The organism is Sinorhizobium sp. 8-89 (assembly GCF_030124325.1).
Lineage (GTDB): Bacteria > Pseudomonadota > Alphaproteobacteria > Rhizobiales > Rhizobiaceae > Sinorhizobium.
In genome coordinates, this window is the sequence record NZ_JASKLR010000029.1 from 35,645 (window position 1) to 53,756 (window position 18,112).

Sequence of the window (18,112 nt, forward strand, 5' to 3'; positions counted from 1 at the left end):
TATGACATAGCGGTTCTTCGCCGGCAGCTTTCGAGCCTCGCCGACCGTCATTGGGAGGAGACAAATGACTTTCGTGTCGATGCGTATTGCCGGGGCGGAACATGCCGCCTCTACCGGCCGGACATTCCGACGACAGAATCCGGTAACCGGCGAGGTGGCGAGCGAAGCCGCCGCGGCCACCGTTGCCGATGCGGTCGCTGCAGTCGACGCGGCGGCGACCGCCTTCCCCTCCTGGGCCGCGCTCGGGCCCAATGCTCGCCGCGCCGTGCTCCTGAAAGCAGCAGACGCGCTCGCCGCTAAGGGGGACGCCTTCGTCGCCGCAATGGCCTCCGAGATTGGCGCAACCGAGGCCTGGGCTCGCTTCAACGTCATGCTCGCCTCGTCCATGCTGCGCGAGGCGGCCGCGCTGACGACGCAGGTCGCCGGCGAAGTGGTTCCCTCTGACAAGCCGGGCTGCCTCGCCATGGCGGTCCGCGAGCCCGCTGGCGTGGTGCTCGGCATTGCCCCCTGGAATGCGCCGGTTATTCTCGGCGTGCGAGCGCTGGCGACACCGCTTGCCTGCGGCAACGGCGTCGTCTTCAAGGCGTCGGAGATCTGCCCTCGCACCCACGCGCTGATCGTAGAGGCGCTCGAGGAGGGCGGCTTGCCCGGCGGGGTGGTCAGCCTCGTAACCAACGCGCCGGAGGATGCGGGTGACGTCGTCGGGGCGCTGATCGACCATCCCGCCGTCCGTCGCATCAACTTCACCGGCTCCACCAAAGTCGGCCGCATCATCGCCGAACGTGCGGCCCGACAGTTGAAGCCGGTGCTCCTGGAACTCGGCGGTAAGGCGCCGCTCCTCGTCTTAAAGGACGCCGACGTCGACGAGGCGGTGAAGGCCGCGATCTTCGGCGCCTTCTTCAACCAGGGCCAGATCTGCATGTCGACCGAACGGATCATCGTCGTTCCCAAGGTGGCCGAGGAGTTCGTGACGAAGTTCACCGAACGCGCCAGGGCCTTGAAGGCTGGCGACCCGCGCAAGGGAGCGACCCCGCTCGGCGCCGTCGTCGATGTGCGCACGGTCGACAAGGTAGAAGCGCTGATCGCAGACGCCGTGGCCAAGGGCGCAACGGTGACCGGGGCCGGCGTTGCGGAAGGGGTGCTCATGCCGGCCCAGGTGGTCGACAAGGTGACCTCCGACATGCGCCTCTATTCCGAGGAAAGCTTCGGCCCGGTCGTCGCCATCCTGCGCGCGAAAGACGAGGAGGACGCAGTCAGCCTCGCAAATGACAGTGAGTACGGCCTGTCCGCGGCGGTGTTCAGCCGCGACGCGGCGCGGGCACTGTCGGTGGCGCGTCGCATCCGTTCCGGCATCTGCCATATCAATGGCCCGACGGTTCACGACGAGGCGCAGATGCCCTTCGGCGGCACCAAGGCCTCGGGTTACGGGCGCTTCGGCGGCAAAGCCGGCATCACCGAGTTCACCGAGTTGCGCTGGATCACCATCGAGACCGAGCCCGGTCGCTTTCCGCTCTGAACGGCCGAACAGATTCGTAGAAACCGTTCCGGCCGACCGGCCGAGGCTATGCACATGCAAGGAGGGCCCTATGGCCAACGATATAGACACCGTCGCCTATGATGTCGTCGACCGCATCGCCTGGGTGCGCTTCAACCGGCCCGACAAGCGCAACGCAATGAGCCCGACGCTCAATCGCGCGATGATGGAGGTGCTCGACGAACTCGAGTTCCGGGAAGATGTGGGAGTCCTGGTACTCACCGGCGAAGGCGCCGCCTGGACGGCCGGCATGGACCTCAAGGAATATTTCCGCGAGACGGAGGCGGAGGGTCTCAAGGGCGTCCGCAAGTCGCAGCGCGAGAGTTACGGCTGGTGGCGCCGGCTGCGCTGGTACCAGAAGCCGACCATCGCCATGATCAATGGCTGGTGCCTCGGCGGCGGCTACGGTCCGCTCTTCGCCTGCGATCTCGCCTTCGCGGCGCATGAAGCAAAGTTCGGCCTTTCGGAAATCAACTGGGGTATCCTGCCGGGCGGCGGCGCGACCAAGGTCGCGGTCGAGCTCCTGTCCTTCCGCAAGGCCATGTACCATGCGCTCACGGGCGAGCCGATCGACGGGAGAACCGCGGCGCATTGGGGTCTCGTCAACGAGAGCTTGCCGCTCGCGGCGCTCAAGGGCCGGGTTACCGAGGTCGCGAAGGTGCTGCTCGAGAAGAACCCTGTGGCGCTGAAAGCCACCAAGGACGCCGTGCGCCGCGTCGGCGTGATGACCTACGATGAGGCGGAGGACTACCTCGTCCGCGCCCAGGAGGCCGCCAACTCGTTCGATGATGAAGGGCGCAAGGAGGGCATTCGTCAGTTCATCGACGAGAAGTCCTACAGGCCGGGTCTCGGCGCTTACGACAAGGATCGCCAGACCCGCTGACGCCCTGAGGAGGGCAGGAGGAGGAGAAAGATGAAGGAGTTTTTTTGCCCCGATCCGGCAGCGCTGCACGTGCGCCTTCGACCGGATTCGCTTGCCTGCACTGACCTTGCAAGCGATCGCCGTTGGAACTACCGCGAACTCGATGCGGATATCCAACGTGCAGTCGCCCTATTGCATCACGAGGGCATCGGTAAAGGCGACCGGATCGCCGTCCTTGCTCGCAACAGCGTATACCAGATCATCCTGCAACAGGCGTTGATGCGGCTCGGCGCGATTTTCGTGCCACTGAACTGGCGGCTGTCGCAGCAGGAATTGGCGCTCCTGCTGGAGGACTGCACCCCAGCCATTCTCTATACCGACGATGAGATTCCCGTCCTGCCACCGGGTTGCCGGAGCTACAGCTTCTCCTACTTCGCTTCCGAAATGTCTGCCTTCGATCCAGCGCCGCGCTGTCCCCTGCATTCGGGCTGCGACACCTGCATCATTCTCTACACCTCCGGCACTTCAGGGGTTCCGAAGGGAGCGCTGCTCACTGCCCGATTTCTTCTGGCCACGGCGGTAAATTTCAACGTGCTCGGAGAAGTCGACACCGGCTGCATATTTCTGTGCGACACCCCGATGTTCCATGTGATCGGCATCGTCGCACAGATCTGGCCGCCCTTGCTGCGCGGCGGCACGTTCATTGTCTCTCCCGGCTTCGACGCAGAAAAGACCAACGACCGGCTCGGCAACCCTGACTTCGGCGTCACGCACTATTTCTGCGTGCCGCAAATGGCCGAGGCGCTGCGCCAGACGCCAAACTTCGCACCCGAACGCTGGACGAAGCTCAAGGCGCTGTTCACCGGCGGCGCGCCCAATCCGGCGGCGCACATCCGCTGGTGGCTCGACCGTGGCGTGCGGATGGTGGATGGCTACGGCATGACCGAAACCGGCACCACGCTTGGCATGCCACTCTCACGCGACCTGCTGCGCAGCAAAGCGGGAGCCGCGGGCGTTCCTGGGCCACTGACGGCGGTGCGGCTGGTGGACGAGGATGACCGAGACGTGACTGACGGCACGCCGGGCGAGATCCTGGTCTTCGGTCCGAACGTGATCGGCGGATACTGGAACCGGCCGGAGGAACGTAAACGCAGCTTCACCGAGGACGGCTGGATCCGCACCGGAGACATTGGGCGGCGCGACGAAGACGGCTACATTACGATTGTCGACCGCCGCAAGTACATGTTCATTTCCGGCGGCGAGAACATCTATCCCGTCGAGGTTGAGGCCGCGCTTTCGGAACATCCCGGTGTGCGCGAGGTAGCTGTGGTCGGCATTCCTGACGAGCGATGGGGCGAGGTCGGTCGCGCCTACGTCGTTGCCGCGCCGGGGCAGGACCTCGACAGTGACCAACTCGCCCATCACTGCCAGTCGTTGATTGCCCGCTACAAGGTTCCAAAAGAGTTCCGCTTTGTCGACGAGCTTCCAAGAACCGGATCCGGAAAAGTGATCAAACATGTACTGCGCAAGGAGGCGCTGGAGGAGTGCGGCTCGAAGCCCGGCAGTGATTTCAGGCGGTAGGCGTCCGCGGCATCACAATTACGATGGATTCCAAAGGGAGGCGTACAATGACTAATTCCGTATCAAGTATTGCATTTGTCATAACCGGATCTCTTACCTTTTGTTTGGCCAGCGCAGTGTCTCAGCCAGCATACGCGATCACCCCGAGATTGAAATAACCTCGATCACGCATGCAGCGAAAGGAGAGGAAAGTCCTATCGATCACTGCCTGGTACGTGGCCAAACGGCCAGCCGGACAGGATTGGACGGAGAACGCTATGAGATCCGTTTCGAGCTGCGTTTGCCGGATGAATGGAACGGCCGCTTCGTTCACCAATTTAACGGCGGCAATGACGGTTCAGTCGAGGAAGCTTTTGGACCGCTGCTTGGGGGAATCGTAGAGACACAGCTCTGGGAAGAGGGTATGCCGTAGTGTCGAGTGACGCAGGTCATGACGGCAGCGCACGGTTTGGCTTTGACCCGGAGGCGCGTCGCCACTACGGCTATGGCGCGGTGAAGCTATTGCAGCCAGTGGCGAAGGCGATGACCGAGGCCTACTATGGCCGCAAGGTCGAGTTCACCTATGGCGTCCGGGGGGTCGAACGGCGGCCGGCATGCCATGGTGGCTGCAGCGCGAATTCCTAGCGAATTTAACAGGCTGATAGTTGGCTATCCAGGGTTCAATCTGCCCAAGGCGGCCATTCAGCATGCGTGGGACGTCAAAGCTTTCAAGGCGGTTAACGCCGATATCCGGAAGGCCTTTTCCAAGGAGGACATGGGCCTCGTCGCGCTAAGGTCCTAGAGAGCTGCGACGATCTTGACGGCCTGAAGGATGGAGTCGTCGCCGATGTGGACGGTTGCCAAACATCTTTCGACCTGACGAAGTTGCAGTGCACTTCGACCCGGCAGTCTGCATGCTTGTCGGCCGCGCAGGTCAAAGCGCTGAAAACGATCGCAATGGGACCGCAAGATTCCGCCGGCGAGCAGCTTTAGCACCTGGGACTGGGATAGTGGGGTCGCCGGATCAAACTGGCGGTTGTGGAAGCTGGAAAGCGGCGTTCCGGAGTGGGGGGAATGCCGCGAATAGTCGTCCTCGGCGCGCCTTCCCTGGCGCAGATATTTACGACGCCGCCGACAAGGATCGATGGTGCACCGGATGCACTTGAAAAGTTCCTCTTGAACTTCGATTTCGACGCCGACGCAGGGAAGATCTTCACGACCGACGGCCCGGAATCGGCCATGGACTTCATGACACCAACCGGGACGCACGATCCTGATCTGAAGAGTTTTAAGGAGGCCGGCGGCAAAATGATTGTATTTCACGGCGTAAGCGATCCAGTATTTTCGGTCGTCGACACGACCAAGTGGTGCATGAGGTTGGATCCGAATAATGGCGGAAACGCAAAAAGCTTTGCCATGTTCTACTGGATACCGGGAATGAACCATGGCGCGCGCGGCCCAACGACAGATGACTTCGACATGTTCTCTCCACTTGTGGATTGGGTGGAGAAGGGCAAAGCACCAGGCGCCGTCTTCGCGGCGTAAGTCCAAAGAACGAGGAGGCTGAAGATCTTCAGGGTATCACGCGCAAGCTTTGCCCCTATCCTCATGTTGCACGCTATACTGGCGGAAATAAAAAATCGGCAGACAGTTTCGTCTGCGAGTAATTGCGCCGAAAACGCCGGCACAACTCTTGGCCTGCGGCTGTCTGAGTAATTAGCAGGAACTTCCCTGCTTGAGCCAGCCCGAACTGGAGGGGCCATTTGGCGCCTGACACGGCCCCGACGGGAAGGTGCCAACGCGCGGTAACTATTCAACCTGGACTACTGAGTTCAATGGGTTGGCCTGGCACTTAACTTGATGGGGTGGAGCGGCCTCGGGCTGCTGCCACTTCAAAGAAGTGGCCGCCGCCGCAAATCATCTTGCGGCATTGATCGGCACCATCGCCTGGAACATCCTGACATGGGTCTTCGCCATCCCGTCGAGCTCCTCGCACGCCCTCTTCGGCGGCCTTGTCGGTGCAAGCCTTGCAAAGGCCGGCTCGTCTGGTCCGGCCTCCTGAAGACCGCCGGTGCCATCGTCATGTCGCCCGAGATCGGCTTCGTGCTCGCTCTCCTGCTGGTGCTGATCGTCTCCTGGCTGTTCGTGCACCAGACGCCGTTTGCCGCCGACAGCACCTTCTCGGGGCCTGCAATTCGCTTCGGCCTCGCTCTATTTGCTCGGCCATAGCGGCAATGATGCGCAGAAGACCGTGGGCATCATCGCCGTGCTCCTGTGAATTCCACGTGCCCTTCTGGGTGGTGATCACCTGCCAGCGGCGAGCAGCTCGGTACGCTGTTCGGCGGCTGGGGTGATCACCAAGCTGAACCCGATGCAGGGCTTCTGTGCCGTGACCGGCGGCGCCATCACGCTGTTCGCCGCGACCTGGCTCGGCATTCCGGTCGACGACAATCGACATAATAGGCTAGAGAGGGCCTGCGCCCCTTTCTGGTCTACGGGTTCGGCGAACGACCTATAGCCTTGAGCCCAGTCGAACCGCAGACGTCACGCCAAGGCAAATCACTTGACTGGTCTTGAAGGCGCAAAGCAGCCATTTGGCACTGATGCTGCGAACTTCCGCCTGCCACCCATCTGTGCCGCTGACGGCGACACCTGGAGGGACCGAATTGGATTCCGAGCCGACCTTCGCCGCAGGTAACCTGGGCGACTGTCTTGCGCCTCCCTCGGGCACAGAGGCTCCGAGATGGAGCCCGCGAAAGCAGACACTCACTTTCGAATTTGTCGAAGTGCAGGATGAAGCCAAGTCGCCGCAGAAAACCTTCGGTATCCGCCGAAAAATATCGCTTCGCCCTCGATTTGACTAAGTAGCGACCAGTTCGGCGATTTTGGCGGCGACTTCCGCCATCGACTCTTCGGCAGTATTCAGCCCTGCTCGGGAGGCTAGCAGGAGGCTGACCTGCTCAAGCTCTTCATAGGTCGTTCCATGAACAACCGGGACGAGCCGCTCTCGCCGGAGCAGCGCCGAAAGCTCTTTGTCTGCGATGCCTTCTGCCGGGAGGCGTCGCAACATAGCCGGGGTCACCAAAACTATACCGACGCGCGAATTCACCAGGCCCTTGTCGATAGCCCGCATCATCGGCACCCCGAGGCCAAGGTCTTTCTCGCTGAACCACACGCGGACACCGCGCGCTTCGAGCAGATCATGCAGTTCCTTAGCGGAGCCCTGCCTGTCATCCCACGCGTGACAGAGAAACACGTCTCGAAGGTCAGGCTGCGACGCCGCTAGGTTCTCGACGTTCTCGCGAACCGGCGTGAGCGCCTGCACTTGTTCAGGGGTGTACCACACAGCCGAACCGGCTCCCGACCAGCGCGGCTTTGAGGTGCGGCGCCCCGACCCGCCGCTGCTCCTTGAGGAGGAGTATGAAGGGGACGAGTATGATCCGGAGCTGCTATAGCCGCTGCCATATCCGCCGTAACCGCTAGAGCGGCCATAGCGGCCCCCGCATGCAGGACAGTCGGCTGCGGCGGCCGATGAGCGATGGCCCCTTGCCGGTGCAGTGCATCTAGCCATGTCTTTCTTTCTCCTTCACCAATCCGTCGCTCGCTGAACCAACGCATTCAGGGTCGGTATGTGAACATCCCCGATCGCCGGGCCGCATCTCAGGGGTCATTGCTTTGCCTGCCCTCCTGCGCGATTCTCTGTCACCAGACCATGCTCGGAATGAGCAGGTTCCGTGTCAAGATACTTCCCCGTTTTCCGATGATTGAAGAAGTTGCAAAGCGGGTGAGCTCTGACGGTATTGCGAAAAAGTTTGGGACTTCGCCTGATCTCGTTGACTACCGCCTAAAGCGTTTTGCTCTCTGGCGGGATCATGTCGGGAAGAAGGTCACACTGGCACGTAAGTCGTCCAACCTTATCGGGCCCCAACATAATGTCCGCTATCCCTGAGGCGTGAGCTGGAAGCCGACCTTCAGCTTCCGTGAAGAGTTTCGGGCGCCGGCGGGCGTACGAAAGTCCCCGAGGAAGGAACCCGCGGGCCACAGGGCGAAGGCTATGGAGATTTCGGATTTCGGCTGATGGCTGCGATGGCTGGCGCGTCGCCGGGAGGTAACAGGTTGGATGCGGACGGGCCGCTTCGTTGCGCCTCAGCGCGGTGTTGTTGACCCGGCACACGGCTGGTTGTGGCTCTGTCGGCGTCGATGATCACCATGGGCACGCGTGGATCCGTTGCCGGAGTTTGAGCGCCTGCGGCTTGGGGTTGAAGCATGTCATGCCGGGTCATGGGACGGTCTCCCGGTTCGCTTTCGAAGTGTCCGGGGGTCCACGAGGCTGCCTCCACCGTTCGAACACCTCGATGACGACCATGCGTCCGCCGCAGCAGGGGCATATCGGGCTGAAGTCCTCCGGCTTTTTCGGGGTGCCGTCATCGGGCGGCGCGACGATGTTTAGCAGTTCGCGCGCAAGCAGGAGGCTGGCCTTGCGGGCGGAGCCGGCGAGCAATCCGTAGTGCCGGATGCGGTGGAAGCCTCGCGGCAGGACATGGAGCAGGAAGCGGCGATGAACTCGTCAGCGCCGAGCGTCATGACCTGCTGCCGGTCGGCGCCGGCGCGGCGATAATCCTTGTAGCGGAAGGTGATGCCGCTCGCGTCGAAGGCGATCAGGCGGCTGTTCGAGATCGCGACCCGGTGGGTGTATCGCGACAGGTAAGCGAGCACTGCTTCCGGTCCGGCGAAGGGCGCCTTCGCGTAGACCACCCAGTGCTTCTTCCGGACCGGCGCCAAGTGACGCAGGAAGGCGCGTCGCTCGGCGAGGTGCGCCATCGATCCGAAGAAGGTAAGCCGGTCCACCTCGTACAGCGCGAGCAGCCGGGTGAGGAACAATCGACGGAACAGCTTGCCGAGCACACGCACCGGAAGCAGGAATGCCGGCCGCGACGATATCCAGTGGCTTGCGTTGAGTGCAATCCCGCCGCCCGGCACGATCATGTGCACGTGGGGATGGTGGGTCATCGCCGAGCCCCAGGTGTGAAGCACGGCGGTGATACCAATCCTGGCTCCGAGGTGCCTGGGATCAGCCGCGATCGTCAGCATCGTCTCCGACGCTGCCTTAAACAGCAGGTCGTAGACGAGCGCCTTGTTCTGGAAGGCAATGTCGGCAACCTCGGTGGGCAACGTAAATACAACGTGGAAGTATCCGACCGGCAAGAGGTCGGCCTCACGCTTGGCGAACCATGTCCGCGCTGCCGCGCCCTGGCACTTGGGACAGTGGCGGTTACGGCAGGAGTTGTAGGCGACGCGCCAGTGGCCGCAGTCCTCGCAGGCATCGACATGACCGCCAAGGGCAGCAGTGCGGCAGTTCTCGATCGCCGACATCACCTTGAGCTGGGCGAGGCTCAGTTGGCCGGCATGGGCGGCCCGATAGGCGGGTCCTGCGGCACGGAAGATGTCGGCGACCTCGATCGAGGCGCGCACGGCTCAGCCTTCGGGCGAGTTCTCTCCCGGCTTGAACAGCCCGAGCTTGTCGAACGGACTCGTGACCGTGCGCACTGTCCGGGTCGCGACCTTGGTGTAGAAGGCGGTGCTGTTCAGCTTGGCGTGCCCGAGCAGGACCTGGATGATCCGGATATCGGTGCCGTCCTCCAGCAGGTGTGTCGCGAAGCTGTGACGCAGCGTGTGCGGCCCGACCCGCTTGGCGATGTCGGCGGCCTGCGCCGCCTCGACGACGATACGATAGAGCTGCCGCGTGCTAATCGGCTTCATCGCGTGCTGCCCTGGGAACAGCCAGCCGTCGCGGTGCATCACGCCTTGCTGACGTCCGACCTTCCACCACTCACGCAGAAGCGTGAGCAGGTCCGGCGACAGCATGGCATTGCGATAGCGCCCGCCCTTGCCGCGTTCGACACGCAACAGCATGCGCTCACTGTCGACGTCGGCGACCTTCAGCATCGACACCTCGGCGACCCGCAGGCCTGCGCCATAGGCGACCGAGAGCGCGACTTGGTGTTTGAGGCAGGTGGTGGCGTTGAGGAGGCGCGCGACCTCATCGCGACTGAGCACCACGGGCAGCTTGCGCGGATGCGCCAGACGAACCAGCTTGCGGGCCAGGTCCGGCCGGTCGACCGTATGGGTAAAGAAGAAGCGCAGCGCCGACACGATGCTGTTCATGGTCGGCACGGGAACGCCATCCTCCTGCTGCTCGATCTGGAACCGCCGCAGGTCGTCGGCGGTTGCCGTGTCTGGTGAACGCCCGAGGAATGTCGCCAAGCGTCCGATGTCACGGAGATAGTTGCGCTGCGTTTCCCGCGAGAAACGCCGCATGTTCATGTCATCGATTAGCCGTTGACGTAGCGGGCTGATCGGTGCATCGAGAACGGGATGGGTCATGGTCAGGCTCCTTGTTGAAGAAGCCCGCCATGCTCTGCCTCAGCCAAACCACGCTCAATGCACACGCGACGACCGGCCTGTGCCCTCTACCTCAAACGCGGGCGCACTCCCGCGCAGCGGGTTCGTTCTTCGGCCCCGAACGCGACGTTAGAGTATTCGATTGGTAATAGCCGCTCCTAGCGCTCTTTGCTCGTTCCGCGGGGCGTCAAACGGCAACGTTCCACCCGACTAAGACGAGAGGAAGCCGGCGACATGCCGCCTGTCCAGGATGTCGATTCCTATCCCTCGCTTTGAATGGACCAGAACCGTCGGCCCCCTTATCGCCAGAGACAAAGCCTTGGGAAGATGACTAATTTCGCGATGACGCCATTCTGCCCCTGCCGGCCGGTGGCTAACGGGTCATCGAAGAGAATTTCTCTAGGAAGAGTTCGCGCGCTTTTTCCGGGCGGAAGAAGCCGATTTGAATGGCAGCCGGCTTTACGTTCAAAGCGGCAGCCCAAAAATCGGTGCCCAATGGCATAAGTTGAGCTTGCTCCGCCGCAAGAACGCGCAAATCTGCCGCTTTGACGGCGGACTTCGATCTCGGGTCTAAGTTGAAGCGACGATTTACCGCGTCCTCCACGTTAGCTTCTATTTCCTTGTATTGAGGCAAAAGCTGCTTCAGCGGACGGGTGATGTCACCGACAAACGCCTCCGCGGCATCATGCAGCAGTGCCTCAAGCTGGAATTCCTCCACGGTATCACAGACATGCATTGAATGCTCGGCAACTGAGTAGAAATCCCTGCATTGGCCGGAAAACCGGCAGATGTTCGCTAGACCTTGTGCTATATCCTCAATTGTGAACTCGCTGTTCCAGGGATCGAGAAGATCGAACCAGTTTCCACTTGCCAACATGATGCTCGGCCCGGATTTAATTTTAACAGCGACTTGAGCATTCATCATCATCTCCCTTGAGCGAATCACTTCGACACTGCTACCTATGGTCGATCGTGGTCGACACTCGGGGCGGGAGCAAGAGTTGAAGCAGGTAATTGTCCTTTCAGGTCCGATAGCCGTCGGAAAAACAGCATTTTCAGACGAACTTATGCGCCGCTATCCTTGCGAGAAGGTTTCCACCAGAAAATACATCTTGAAGGTTAAGCAAGTTGCTGACGAGCGTAAGCCTCTGCAACAGGCTGGCGCTGAACTTGATATGGAAACGAACGGTTCTTGGGTTGCTGACGCAGTGAGTGCAGCGATCCCTAATACCGACAAAAGCTTTCTGCTCGTTGATAGCGCTCGAATCGCTGCCCAAGTAAGAGGCCTTAGAGATCGGTTCGGAGCCGAAAACGTTCACCATTTCCATTTGACAGCCCCTGATGACGTTCTCGAAAAGCGCTACCGAGAGCGAGCTAGCCTTGGAGACCAAACTGCAACCTACGAGGAGGCAAAGGCCGACCTAATAGAGGCGGAAATCGAGAGCCTTGCTGCGATTGCGGACGTCGTTGTCTACACTGAAAAGTCCGAAGTGCCGTCATGTGTAACTTACGTAACGGCCGGCCGTCTTTCTGTAGCGACGCCTCCTTCTTACGTCGATTTATTCGTCGGGGGCCAATGGGGAAGCGAGGGAAAGGGTAATATTTGCGCCCTTCTTGCGCATGAGTATGACGTTTTGGTCCGAGTTGGGGGACCGAATGCTGGCCACAAGGTGAAGAATCCTGAATACACCTATCGGCAGCTCCCATCCGGCACAGGATCAAACCAAGAAGCCGAAATTTACATCGCAGCCGGCTCGACAATATGGCTGGAGACGCTACTGAAAGAAATCGATGATCACCCCTGGCTGAAGAAAGGCGGGCTTCTGATCGACCCTCAGGCAATGATCATCGAGGAAAAGGACAGAGAGATTGAGGAAAAGCTGCTCGCCGGAATTTCGTCGACTAAACAGGGTGTAGGATCAGCAGCCGCACGCAAAATTCTTGGAAGAGACGGTGAGCTCGAGTGGGGGCCTCCTGTCAGACTCGCTCGCCAGATCGAGGCACTTCAGCCATATATTGGCAATGTCAGTCAAAGGATTGAGCAAGTGCTGGCGAGCGGCAAGAAAATCATGTTGGAGGGCACTCAGGGCACTGATCTCAGCATTCACCATGGGTCTTATCCGCATGTCACCTCTCGGGAAACCTCAGCCACGGGGTGTCTCTCGGATGCAGGTGTCCCCTTCACAAAGCTCAGGCGCGTTGTCGTGGTTGCTCGTACCTATCCAATCCGGGTCGGTGGCGAGTCGGGACCGATGGGGGTCGAAATCAGTTTTGACGATATCGCGCAGCGTTCGGGCTTGCCGGTTGAGCAAATCGGAAAAACAGAAATTGGAAGCGTATCAGGTAAAAGCCGCCGGATGGCCGAATTTGATTGGGAACGCATGAGGCGCTCAGTCTACTGGAATGGAGCGACCGATATCGCCCTCACGTTCGTAGACTATCTCGGAGCGGAAAATGTTTCAGCGGTGAGCTTCAATGATCTAAACGCCGGAGCCCAGAAATTCATTTCCGACGTTGAGCGAATATGCAATGTGCCGGTGTCTTTGATTTCCAAAGGCTTTGGGCGCGACGGTCTGATCGACCAAAGGAAATGGAATGACTGAAGAGGAACTTATAGCGACATATCCGCGTCTTTATCATATGGCGCACGATGGCGCATGGCCCGCCATCGAGCAACATGGGTTGCTGAGTGCGAGCGCATTGCTCGACTTATATGCTGTCGATGGCGAACGTCGCTTTGCACTCGAATCTCAGCGGCGCCCCGACTCCGTCGGACTGCAACGCCAAGGCTTGATGGGTGCGGTTATCAGAGATCAGAAGCCGATGCGTGATCATCTACTGGCACGCTGTCTGCAAGATGGGCTTACTCCACAGGAGTGGTACGAGATTCTCAACTCGCGCAGCTTCTTCTGGTTGTCCTCCGAGAGAATTTGGAGGTTGCTGAGAGCTCGGGCCTATCGCGAACAGCCTCAAACCGTGCTGACAATCGATACCGCCGGTTTGGTGGCCGCACATCGTGAGAGGATATGGCTCAGTCCCATAAACAGCGGTTCGACGCTTTTTAATCCTCAACCGCGGGGAAATGATACATTCCGACGTGTCGCTGACTTCCCATTTAGAGAAAGATCCAAACGTCGGAAGGAAGACAACGTGGTGGAGCTTGTCGTTGACCACTCGGTACCGGATGTCGCAGCACACGTATTAGCCGTCCATCGCGTGCAGGACGACCAAATTGTGGAAGAGATCTGGCGGAGTGAACGGGCTGGTGCCACCGACCGCCCCTAAGCTCTGTCGACCGTCGGTTTGAGCCTCGCAGGGAATTTCGCTTTTCTGAGAAGGTCGGCAACGTGGCTCGTCAAGCCAACGCTGCCGACAATCAAGATACCTTGTCCCTCGGAAAGCGTCGCAAGCAACTCACGCAGGGCTTCAAGCCCCGCCGCAGTCGTGAATTCAACCCAAGATTTTGCCTCACCCGGAACAATGACATCTGCCTGCGTGCCAGTCGCGCCACAGTGCAGCTGTACGATCCAGACGACATCACCATCATGCACCCACTCAAATCGCACCGGCCCAAGCCGGCTTGCCAGCACCGAATACGTTGCTCGCACATTTTCGATCACAAACGCAGGGAGATCTTCGGGTGAGTCTAGGCCGAGCATAAAGCGGTCACCTTCCCCGCGTCGGCCTTCGACTATTATCAGATCCTTCGCACCAGCAACGGCCGCTCCGGAGTATTTCGCTCGGACTGCAGATTGACATAGGACAGACCGAAGCTGGGTTCCCTCTGGATCTTCCTTCAACAGAAGTGCAAACGGATCGAGCCACCCCTTGACCGTCGTATAGAGTCCAGGCTGGGGTTCGACTGGAGAGGTTCTCGTCCAAACTTCAAAGGACCCCGTCTCCCGACCGAAGGTAAATGGCGCGACACGTCTTCCCACGACGGTGGTCTTGGGGACGGGTAACCCGAGGGAATCCGCTATAAGTAGACCGAAAGCTTTATCTCCAAGGTGGCGGCTAAATCGGTTCGGCCAACTTATCGGAGGAGATAGGAAATTAGGCGTGTCCCTCTCGTACTCCCATATGATCGTATGCCGCTGATGATATCCACGCGGCTTAGGGTGGATGCTGAATTCGACGCGAGCATTTGCTGCAAAGCTCAGGTCGGGAGCGAAGCCGTAGACAGTCTCCAGAACTTTCATTCCGAGTGGAAATGGCAACGAGGCTACGCCAGGTTTTTCCACACAACGCGGCGTATCGTCCGGTGAAAACTCGATTAATTGCCCCTGCGCCACGCCAGAGACGCCACCGTCTTCGACGTCGATCGTTTCGTTGACAATCAGGTGTAGCCGCTCGGCGGATAGCCGCTGAAGTTCAGCCACAACGGCATCAGCCGAACTCAAGCCGTAAATGAATTCGCGGCTCCGTGGACTTTGCGGTTCGTAGCTTCTGATATTCACCATTTTGTCAGAGCTGTTGGCCAGCAGGGCAACGATCGCCTCCCGGACACTCGAAAAGCGGTGGTTTTCCTCATACCCGGTTATCCTGCAATAGCTTTGGACGAGAGAGCCATTTTGGCTGGGGCGAAAGCTTGCGAATTGCGCCACATTCGCGGTCGCAGCCAAGGAGTTGAGGATTTCGTCTTTATGAAGCGGCATTAGTCCTCCCGGTCGCTGTTGTTGCTCGCTCTTACAAATCTGCGGCCTTACTAACAACCCTTTTCGGGGTGTAGAGCGCATGAGGGCAGCGCCCACTTTGGATGACATCAATTTTGTCCATCGTTAATTGACATATTTCCAGGCATGTAAAGATGTCCTCGCATTGGCTTTAAGTATGGGCTATAATGTCAATCATGGATGGACATACAGGGTCAAAGCTAAAGCATCTTTTGCAGGCCGTGCCCCCGGGCTTCCTAGTGGACACGGCATGGATGACCCGACGTGCCGTCTCCCGGCAATCTGTCTCAGCCTACGTCAAGCGGGGATGGCTCGAACGAGTGATGCAGGGTCTTTTCCGTCGCCCCTTCGCGCATGGAGAGAACCTAGAAGTACGCAATGGATGGAAGATCCCGCTACTGTCGGCTCAGTGGATAATGAGGCACGAGTTTCACGTCGGAGGAATAAGCGCGCTGAGCCTCCGCGGCCATTCGCACTATCTGCCGCTGGGAGGTAGTTTCGTGCTCAAACTCTACGGACCGGATGTTCCTCGCTGGCTGCTCAAGCTGCGAATGGATGCTCGCGTGGTACACAGAAGCGACGCCTTGTTCAACGGCGACACTTTTGGCGTCGAGGACACCGAATTCGACTTGTCCGACGGTTCGGATAGCGAGCTCGCATCCAGTCCCTGGCGTTGGCCGATCAAAATGTCTTCCGCGGAACGAGCGATCCTCGAGGCGATGGACGAGTTGCCGACATCCGAGAGCTTCGACACGATCGACACCCTGTTTGAGGGTCTCGTAAATCTCCGCCCGAAACTGCTGACCGCGCTGCTTGAGAAATGCCAGAGCGTCAAGGTCAAACGGCTGTTCTTCGTCTATGCTGACAAGCATTCGCATGCCTGGCGCAGGTACATCGATATGTCGAGGATCGACATGGGGCGTGGCGACCGGGCACTGGCGAGTGGCGGACGGCTTCATCCCCTTTACCGTATAACAATCCCAGCCAACCTAATGCCGAAGGAAGCCGACGATGGCGCGTGAACAATACATGCGACAGGTCGAACTGCTGGTCCGTACGTTGCCCTATATCGCGCGTCATCAGGCATTTGCGCTCAAGGGTGGGACCGCCATCAATCTGTTTTATCGCAACATGCCCCGACTGTCGGTCGATATTGACCTCACCTATCTACCCATCGAAGATCGTGACACGACGCTAAAGGGCATTGACAGCTCACTTGAGCACATTCGGGAAGATCTTCTGCGCAACCTGAGCGGCGTGACGGTCCAACGGATCGCCGGTGGCGGTAACAACGACACGCGCGTTCTGGTTCGGCAAGGCGGTGCCGAGATCAAAATCGAGGCGTCTCCGGTTGCACGCGGGACAGTGCATCCGACCGAACTGCGTATCGTCAGCGACCTCGTGGCCGACACGTTCGGGTTCGCTGAGATGCAGGTTCTCTCATTCGAGGATCTTTTCGGTGGCAAGCTTCACGCGGCAGTTGATCGGCAACATCCGCGCGACCTTTACGACGTCATGCTGCTCTATGAGAACGAGGGACTGACGGACGCGCTGTTTCGAACGTTCCTCGTTTATGTTGCCAGTTCGGGTCGACCGCCGCATGAGCTCATCAGGCCATCGTTTTCCGCCCTCGATCAGGTCTTCATGAAGGAGTTCGAGGGTATGACGACCAAGTCGGTCACGCTCGACGAATTGGTGGAAGTGAGGTCGAGGTTGGCAAAGGACCTGAGCGATCGGCTTGACGAAAACGAATGCGCTTCCTGCTCTCGCTTCATGATGCTGAGCCGGACTTCGAGTCAATCGGCTTGCCGCAAGCCGCTGATTTGCCCGCCGTTCGGTGGAAGCTGCTCAACCTCGCTAAGCTAAGACGGGACAATCCGACAAAGCATGCCGAGCAGCGTCGGGCGATAGAGGGAATGTTGGCCTAGCGCAGCGGCGCCCCTGCGAATGCCCGTATGCGAGCTCTCAGATTGGATTACTCGACGTAACCAAAAACCAGGACACGGGGTCTCCGCTACGAGCACAATGACAGCATAGGGAACGGCACCGTGAATTCGCAGTCACCTTGAAGGTGGAGTGTGTTGATTTGCACTGAGAAGTGATCCGGCATTGCGTGATATTTTCATCGAGAATTGACCCATGTTTTGAACCTTGCTCCGCGTGTTTTCAGCGGGAGCTATGGAGTGATCGACATGGCGTTATTAAGCGTGATCCGACGCTGGCATTTTCGAGAGCATCTATCGATCCGGGAGATATGCCGCAGGACCGGCTTGTCCCGGAACACCATCCGTAAATACCTGCGCCTGAATGGTGTGGAGCCGAAGTTCAAAGTTCCGGAGCGCCCGAGCAAGCTTGATCCCTTTGCCGACCGGCTATCGGCCTGGCTGAAGACGGAAGCCAACAAATCCCGCAAACAGAAGCGGACTCTTAAACAGCTCCATGCCGACCTGCTGAGCTTGGGCTACGAGGGTTCTTATTGCCGTGTCGCCGCTTTCGCTCGGGATTGGAGAGCCGATCGGCAGAGAGAGCTTCAGACGTCGGGACGCGGAACATTCGTGCCTTTGGCATTCGCACCCGGTGAAGCGTTCCAGTTCGACTGGTCCGAGGACTGGGCGATCATCGGCAATGAGCGGACCAAGCTGTAGGTGGCCCATACGAAGCTGAGCTACAGCCGCACCTTCATTGTCCGAGCCTATCTCCTGCAGACACACGAGATGCTGTTCGACGCCCACAATCATGCGTTCCGTGTCTTTGGCGGCATTCCTCGCCGCGGCATCTACGACAACATGAAGACGGCGATCGACAAGGTCGGGCGCGGCAAGGAGCGCGACGTCAATGTCCGCTTCCTGGCGATGGCCAGCCACTATCTGTTCGAACCCGAGTTCTGCAATCCGGCGTCGGGCTGGGAGAAGGGACAGGTCGAGAAGAACGTTTAGGATGCGCGGCATCGACTCAGGTAGGTGCCATCACGCAGCGCACCGGTGCGATGCTTGTAGCCCACCTGCCCGGTGCGCCCGCCGCCGATCATGCCCCAGCGAAGCGGGCGGGAAATCGTTCTTTCTCTATTGATCATCGGATCAT

Annotated in this window: 14 protein-coding genes and 6 pseudogenes; 14 read left to right on the forward strand and 6 right to left on the reverse strand. The window is 59.6% G+C overall.

The genetic code is table 11. The annotated features are described in order from the left end of the window. The first annotated feature begins 64 nt into the window (after positions 1-64). The 8 genes and pseudogenes from QN219_RS29415 to QN219_RS29450 form a co-directional block, all read left to right on the forward strand. Positions 65-1,516: an aldehyde dehydrogenase gene (locus QN219_RS29415; RefSeq protein WP_284003913.1), complete on the forward strand. Its 1,452-nt coding sequence runs from the start codon at positions 65-67 to the stop codon at positions 1,514-1,516. Positions 1,517-1,586: 70 nt separating this feature from the next. Next, positions 1,587-2,417, forward strand: a complete 831-nt coding sequence (locus QN219_RS29420) for a p-hydroxycinnamoyl CoA hydratase/lyase (protein ID WP_284003915.1) — start codon at positions 1,587-1,589, stop codon at positions 2,415-2,417. A 30-nt stretch (positions 2,418-2,447) separates the two neighbouring features. Continuing rightward, positions 2,448-3,977, forward strand: coding sequence for an AMP-binding protein (locus QN219_RS29425; protein ID WP_284003917.1), 1,530 nt, complete (start codon positions 2,448-2,450; stop codon positions 3,975-3,977). A 390-nt stretch (positions 3,978-4,367) separates the two neighbouring features. Continuing rightward, positions 4,368-4,601: a tannase/feruloyl esterase family alpha/beta hydrolase gene (locus tag QN219_RS29430; RefSeq protein WP_289624298.1), complete on the forward strand. Its 234-nt coding sequence runs from the start codon at positions 4,368-4,370 to the stop codon at positions 4,599-4,601. Further along, the gene (locus QN219_RS29435; protein WP_284003921.1) at positions 4,576-4,758 is read left to right on the forward strand and encodes a hypothetical protein; all 183 of its coding nucleotides are present in this window, start codon (positions 4,576-4,578) and stop codon (positions 4,756-4,758) included. The genes QN219_RS29430 and QN219_RS29435 overlap by 26 nt, the downstream gene beginning before the upstream one ends. A 2-nt stretch (positions 4,759-4,760) precedes the next feature. Beyond that, positions 4,761-4,949 (forward strand): annotated as a pseudogene (locus QN219_RS29440) (tannase/feruloyl esterase family alpha/beta hydrolase); the annotation flags it as partial. Positions 4,950-5,030: 81 nt separating this feature from the next. Then, positions 5,031-5,501 (forward strand): tannase/feruloyl esterase family alpha/beta hydrolase, encoded by a 471-nt coding sequence (locus QN219_RS29445; protein WP_284003945.1) that lies wholly within the window; start codon positions 5,031-5,033, stop codon positions 5,499-5,501. 379 nt (positions 5,502-5,880) lie between these two features. After that, positions 5,881-6,399 (forward strand): annotated as a pseudogene (locus QN219_RS29450) (anion permease); the annotation flags it as partial. 417 nt (positions 6,400-6,816) lie between these two features. On the opposite strand, the gene QN219_RS29455 reads toward QN219_RS29450, so the two are convergent. The 4 genes and pseudogenes from QN219_RS29455 to QN219_RS29470 all read right to left on the reverse strand — a co-directional run bounded on the left by QN219_RS29455 (position 6,817) and on the right by QN219_RS29470 (position 11,280). Next, complete coding sequence (locus QN219_RS29455; protein ID WP_284003924.1) at positions 6,817-7,527, reverse strand: toll/interleukin-1 receptor domain-containing protein; 711 nt, start codon at positions 7,525-7,527, stop codon at positions 6,817-6,819. Positions 7,528-8,235: 708 nt separating this feature from the next. Continuing rightward, positions 8,236-9,428, reverse strand: a pseudogene (locus QN219_RS29460) (IS91 family transposase). Positions 9,429-9,431: 3 nt separating this feature from the next. Beyond that, positions 9,432-10,340 (reverse strand): tyrosine-type recombinase/integrase, encoded by a 909-nt coding sequence (locus tag QN219_RS29465; protein WP_284003926.1) that lies wholly within the window; start codon positions 10,338-10,340, stop codon positions 9,432-9,434. 391 nt (positions 10,341-10,731) lie between these two features. After that, positions 10,732-11,280, reverse strand: coding sequence for a hypothetical protein (locus tag QN219_RS29470; RefSeq protein ID WP_284003927.1), 549 nt, complete (start codon positions 11,278-11,280; stop codon positions 10,732-10,734). 79 nt (positions 11,281-11,359) lie between these two features. Here QN219_RS29470 and QN219_RS29475 point away from each other — a divergent pair, with 79 nt between their 5' ends. After that, entirely contained in the window at positions 11,360-12,961 is a 1,602-nt protein-coding gene (locus QN219_RS29475; protein ID WP_284003928.1) for an adenylosuccinate synthetase, read from the forward strand. Continuing rightward, positions 12,954-13,643 carry a DUF7002 family protein gene (locus QN219_RS29480; RefSeq protein WP_284003930.1) on the forward strand — a complete coding sequence of 230 codons (690 nt, stop codon included), beginning with the start codon at positions 12,954-12,956 and terminating at the stop codon, positions 13,641-13,643. Before QN219_RS29475 ends, QN219_RS29480 begins: the two co-directional genes overlap by 8 nt. Here QN219_RS29480 and QN219_RS29485 read toward each other — a convergent pair. Then, complete coding sequence (locus QN219_RS29485) at positions 13,640-15,013, reverse strand: hypothetical protein (RefSeq protein WP_284003931.1); 1,374 nt, start codon at positions 15,011-15,013, stop codon at positions 13,640-13,642. The genes QN219_RS29480 and QN219_RS29485 overlap by 4 nt on opposite strands. 194 nt (positions 15,014-15,207) lie before the next feature. On the opposite strand from QN219_RS29485, the pseudogene QN219_RS34075 reads away from it, so the two are divergent. The 4 genes and pseudogenes from QN219_RS34075 to istA all read left to right on the forward strand — a co-directional run. Beyond that, positions 15,208-15,507 (forward strand): annotated as a pseudogene (locus tag QN219_RS34075) (AbiEi antitoxin N-terminal domain-containing protein); the annotation flags it as partial. Positions 15,508-15,531: 24 nt separating this feature from the next. Next, positions 15,532-16,053, forward strand: a complete 522-nt coding sequence (locus QN219_RS34080) for a type IV toxin-antitoxin system AbiEi family antitoxin domain-containing protein (RefSeq protein WP_309486640.1) — start codon at positions 15,532-15,534, stop codon at positions 16,051-16,053. Next, positions 16,043-16,897 (forward strand): nucleotidyl transferase AbiEii/AbiGii toxin family protein, encoded by an 855-nt coding sequence (locus QN219_RS29495; RefSeq protein WP_284003933.1) that lies wholly within the window; start codon positions 16,043-16,045, stop codon positions 16,895-16,897. Before QN219_RS34080 ends, QN219_RS29495 begins: the two co-directional genes overlap by 11 nt. Before the next feature lie 326 nt (positions 16,898-17,223). Then, positions 17,224-17,964: pseudogene (gene istA / locus QN219_RS29500) on the forward strand (IS21 family transposase); the annotation flags it as partial. Between the two features lie 23 nt (positions 17,965-17,987). Here istA and QN219_RS29505 read toward each other — a convergent pair. Beyond that, positions 17,988-18,104 (reverse strand): annotated as a pseudogene (locus tag QN219_RS29505) (gfo/Idh/MocA family oxidoreductase); the annotation flags it as partial. Between the last annotated feature and the right edge of the window lie 8 nt (positions 18,105-18,112).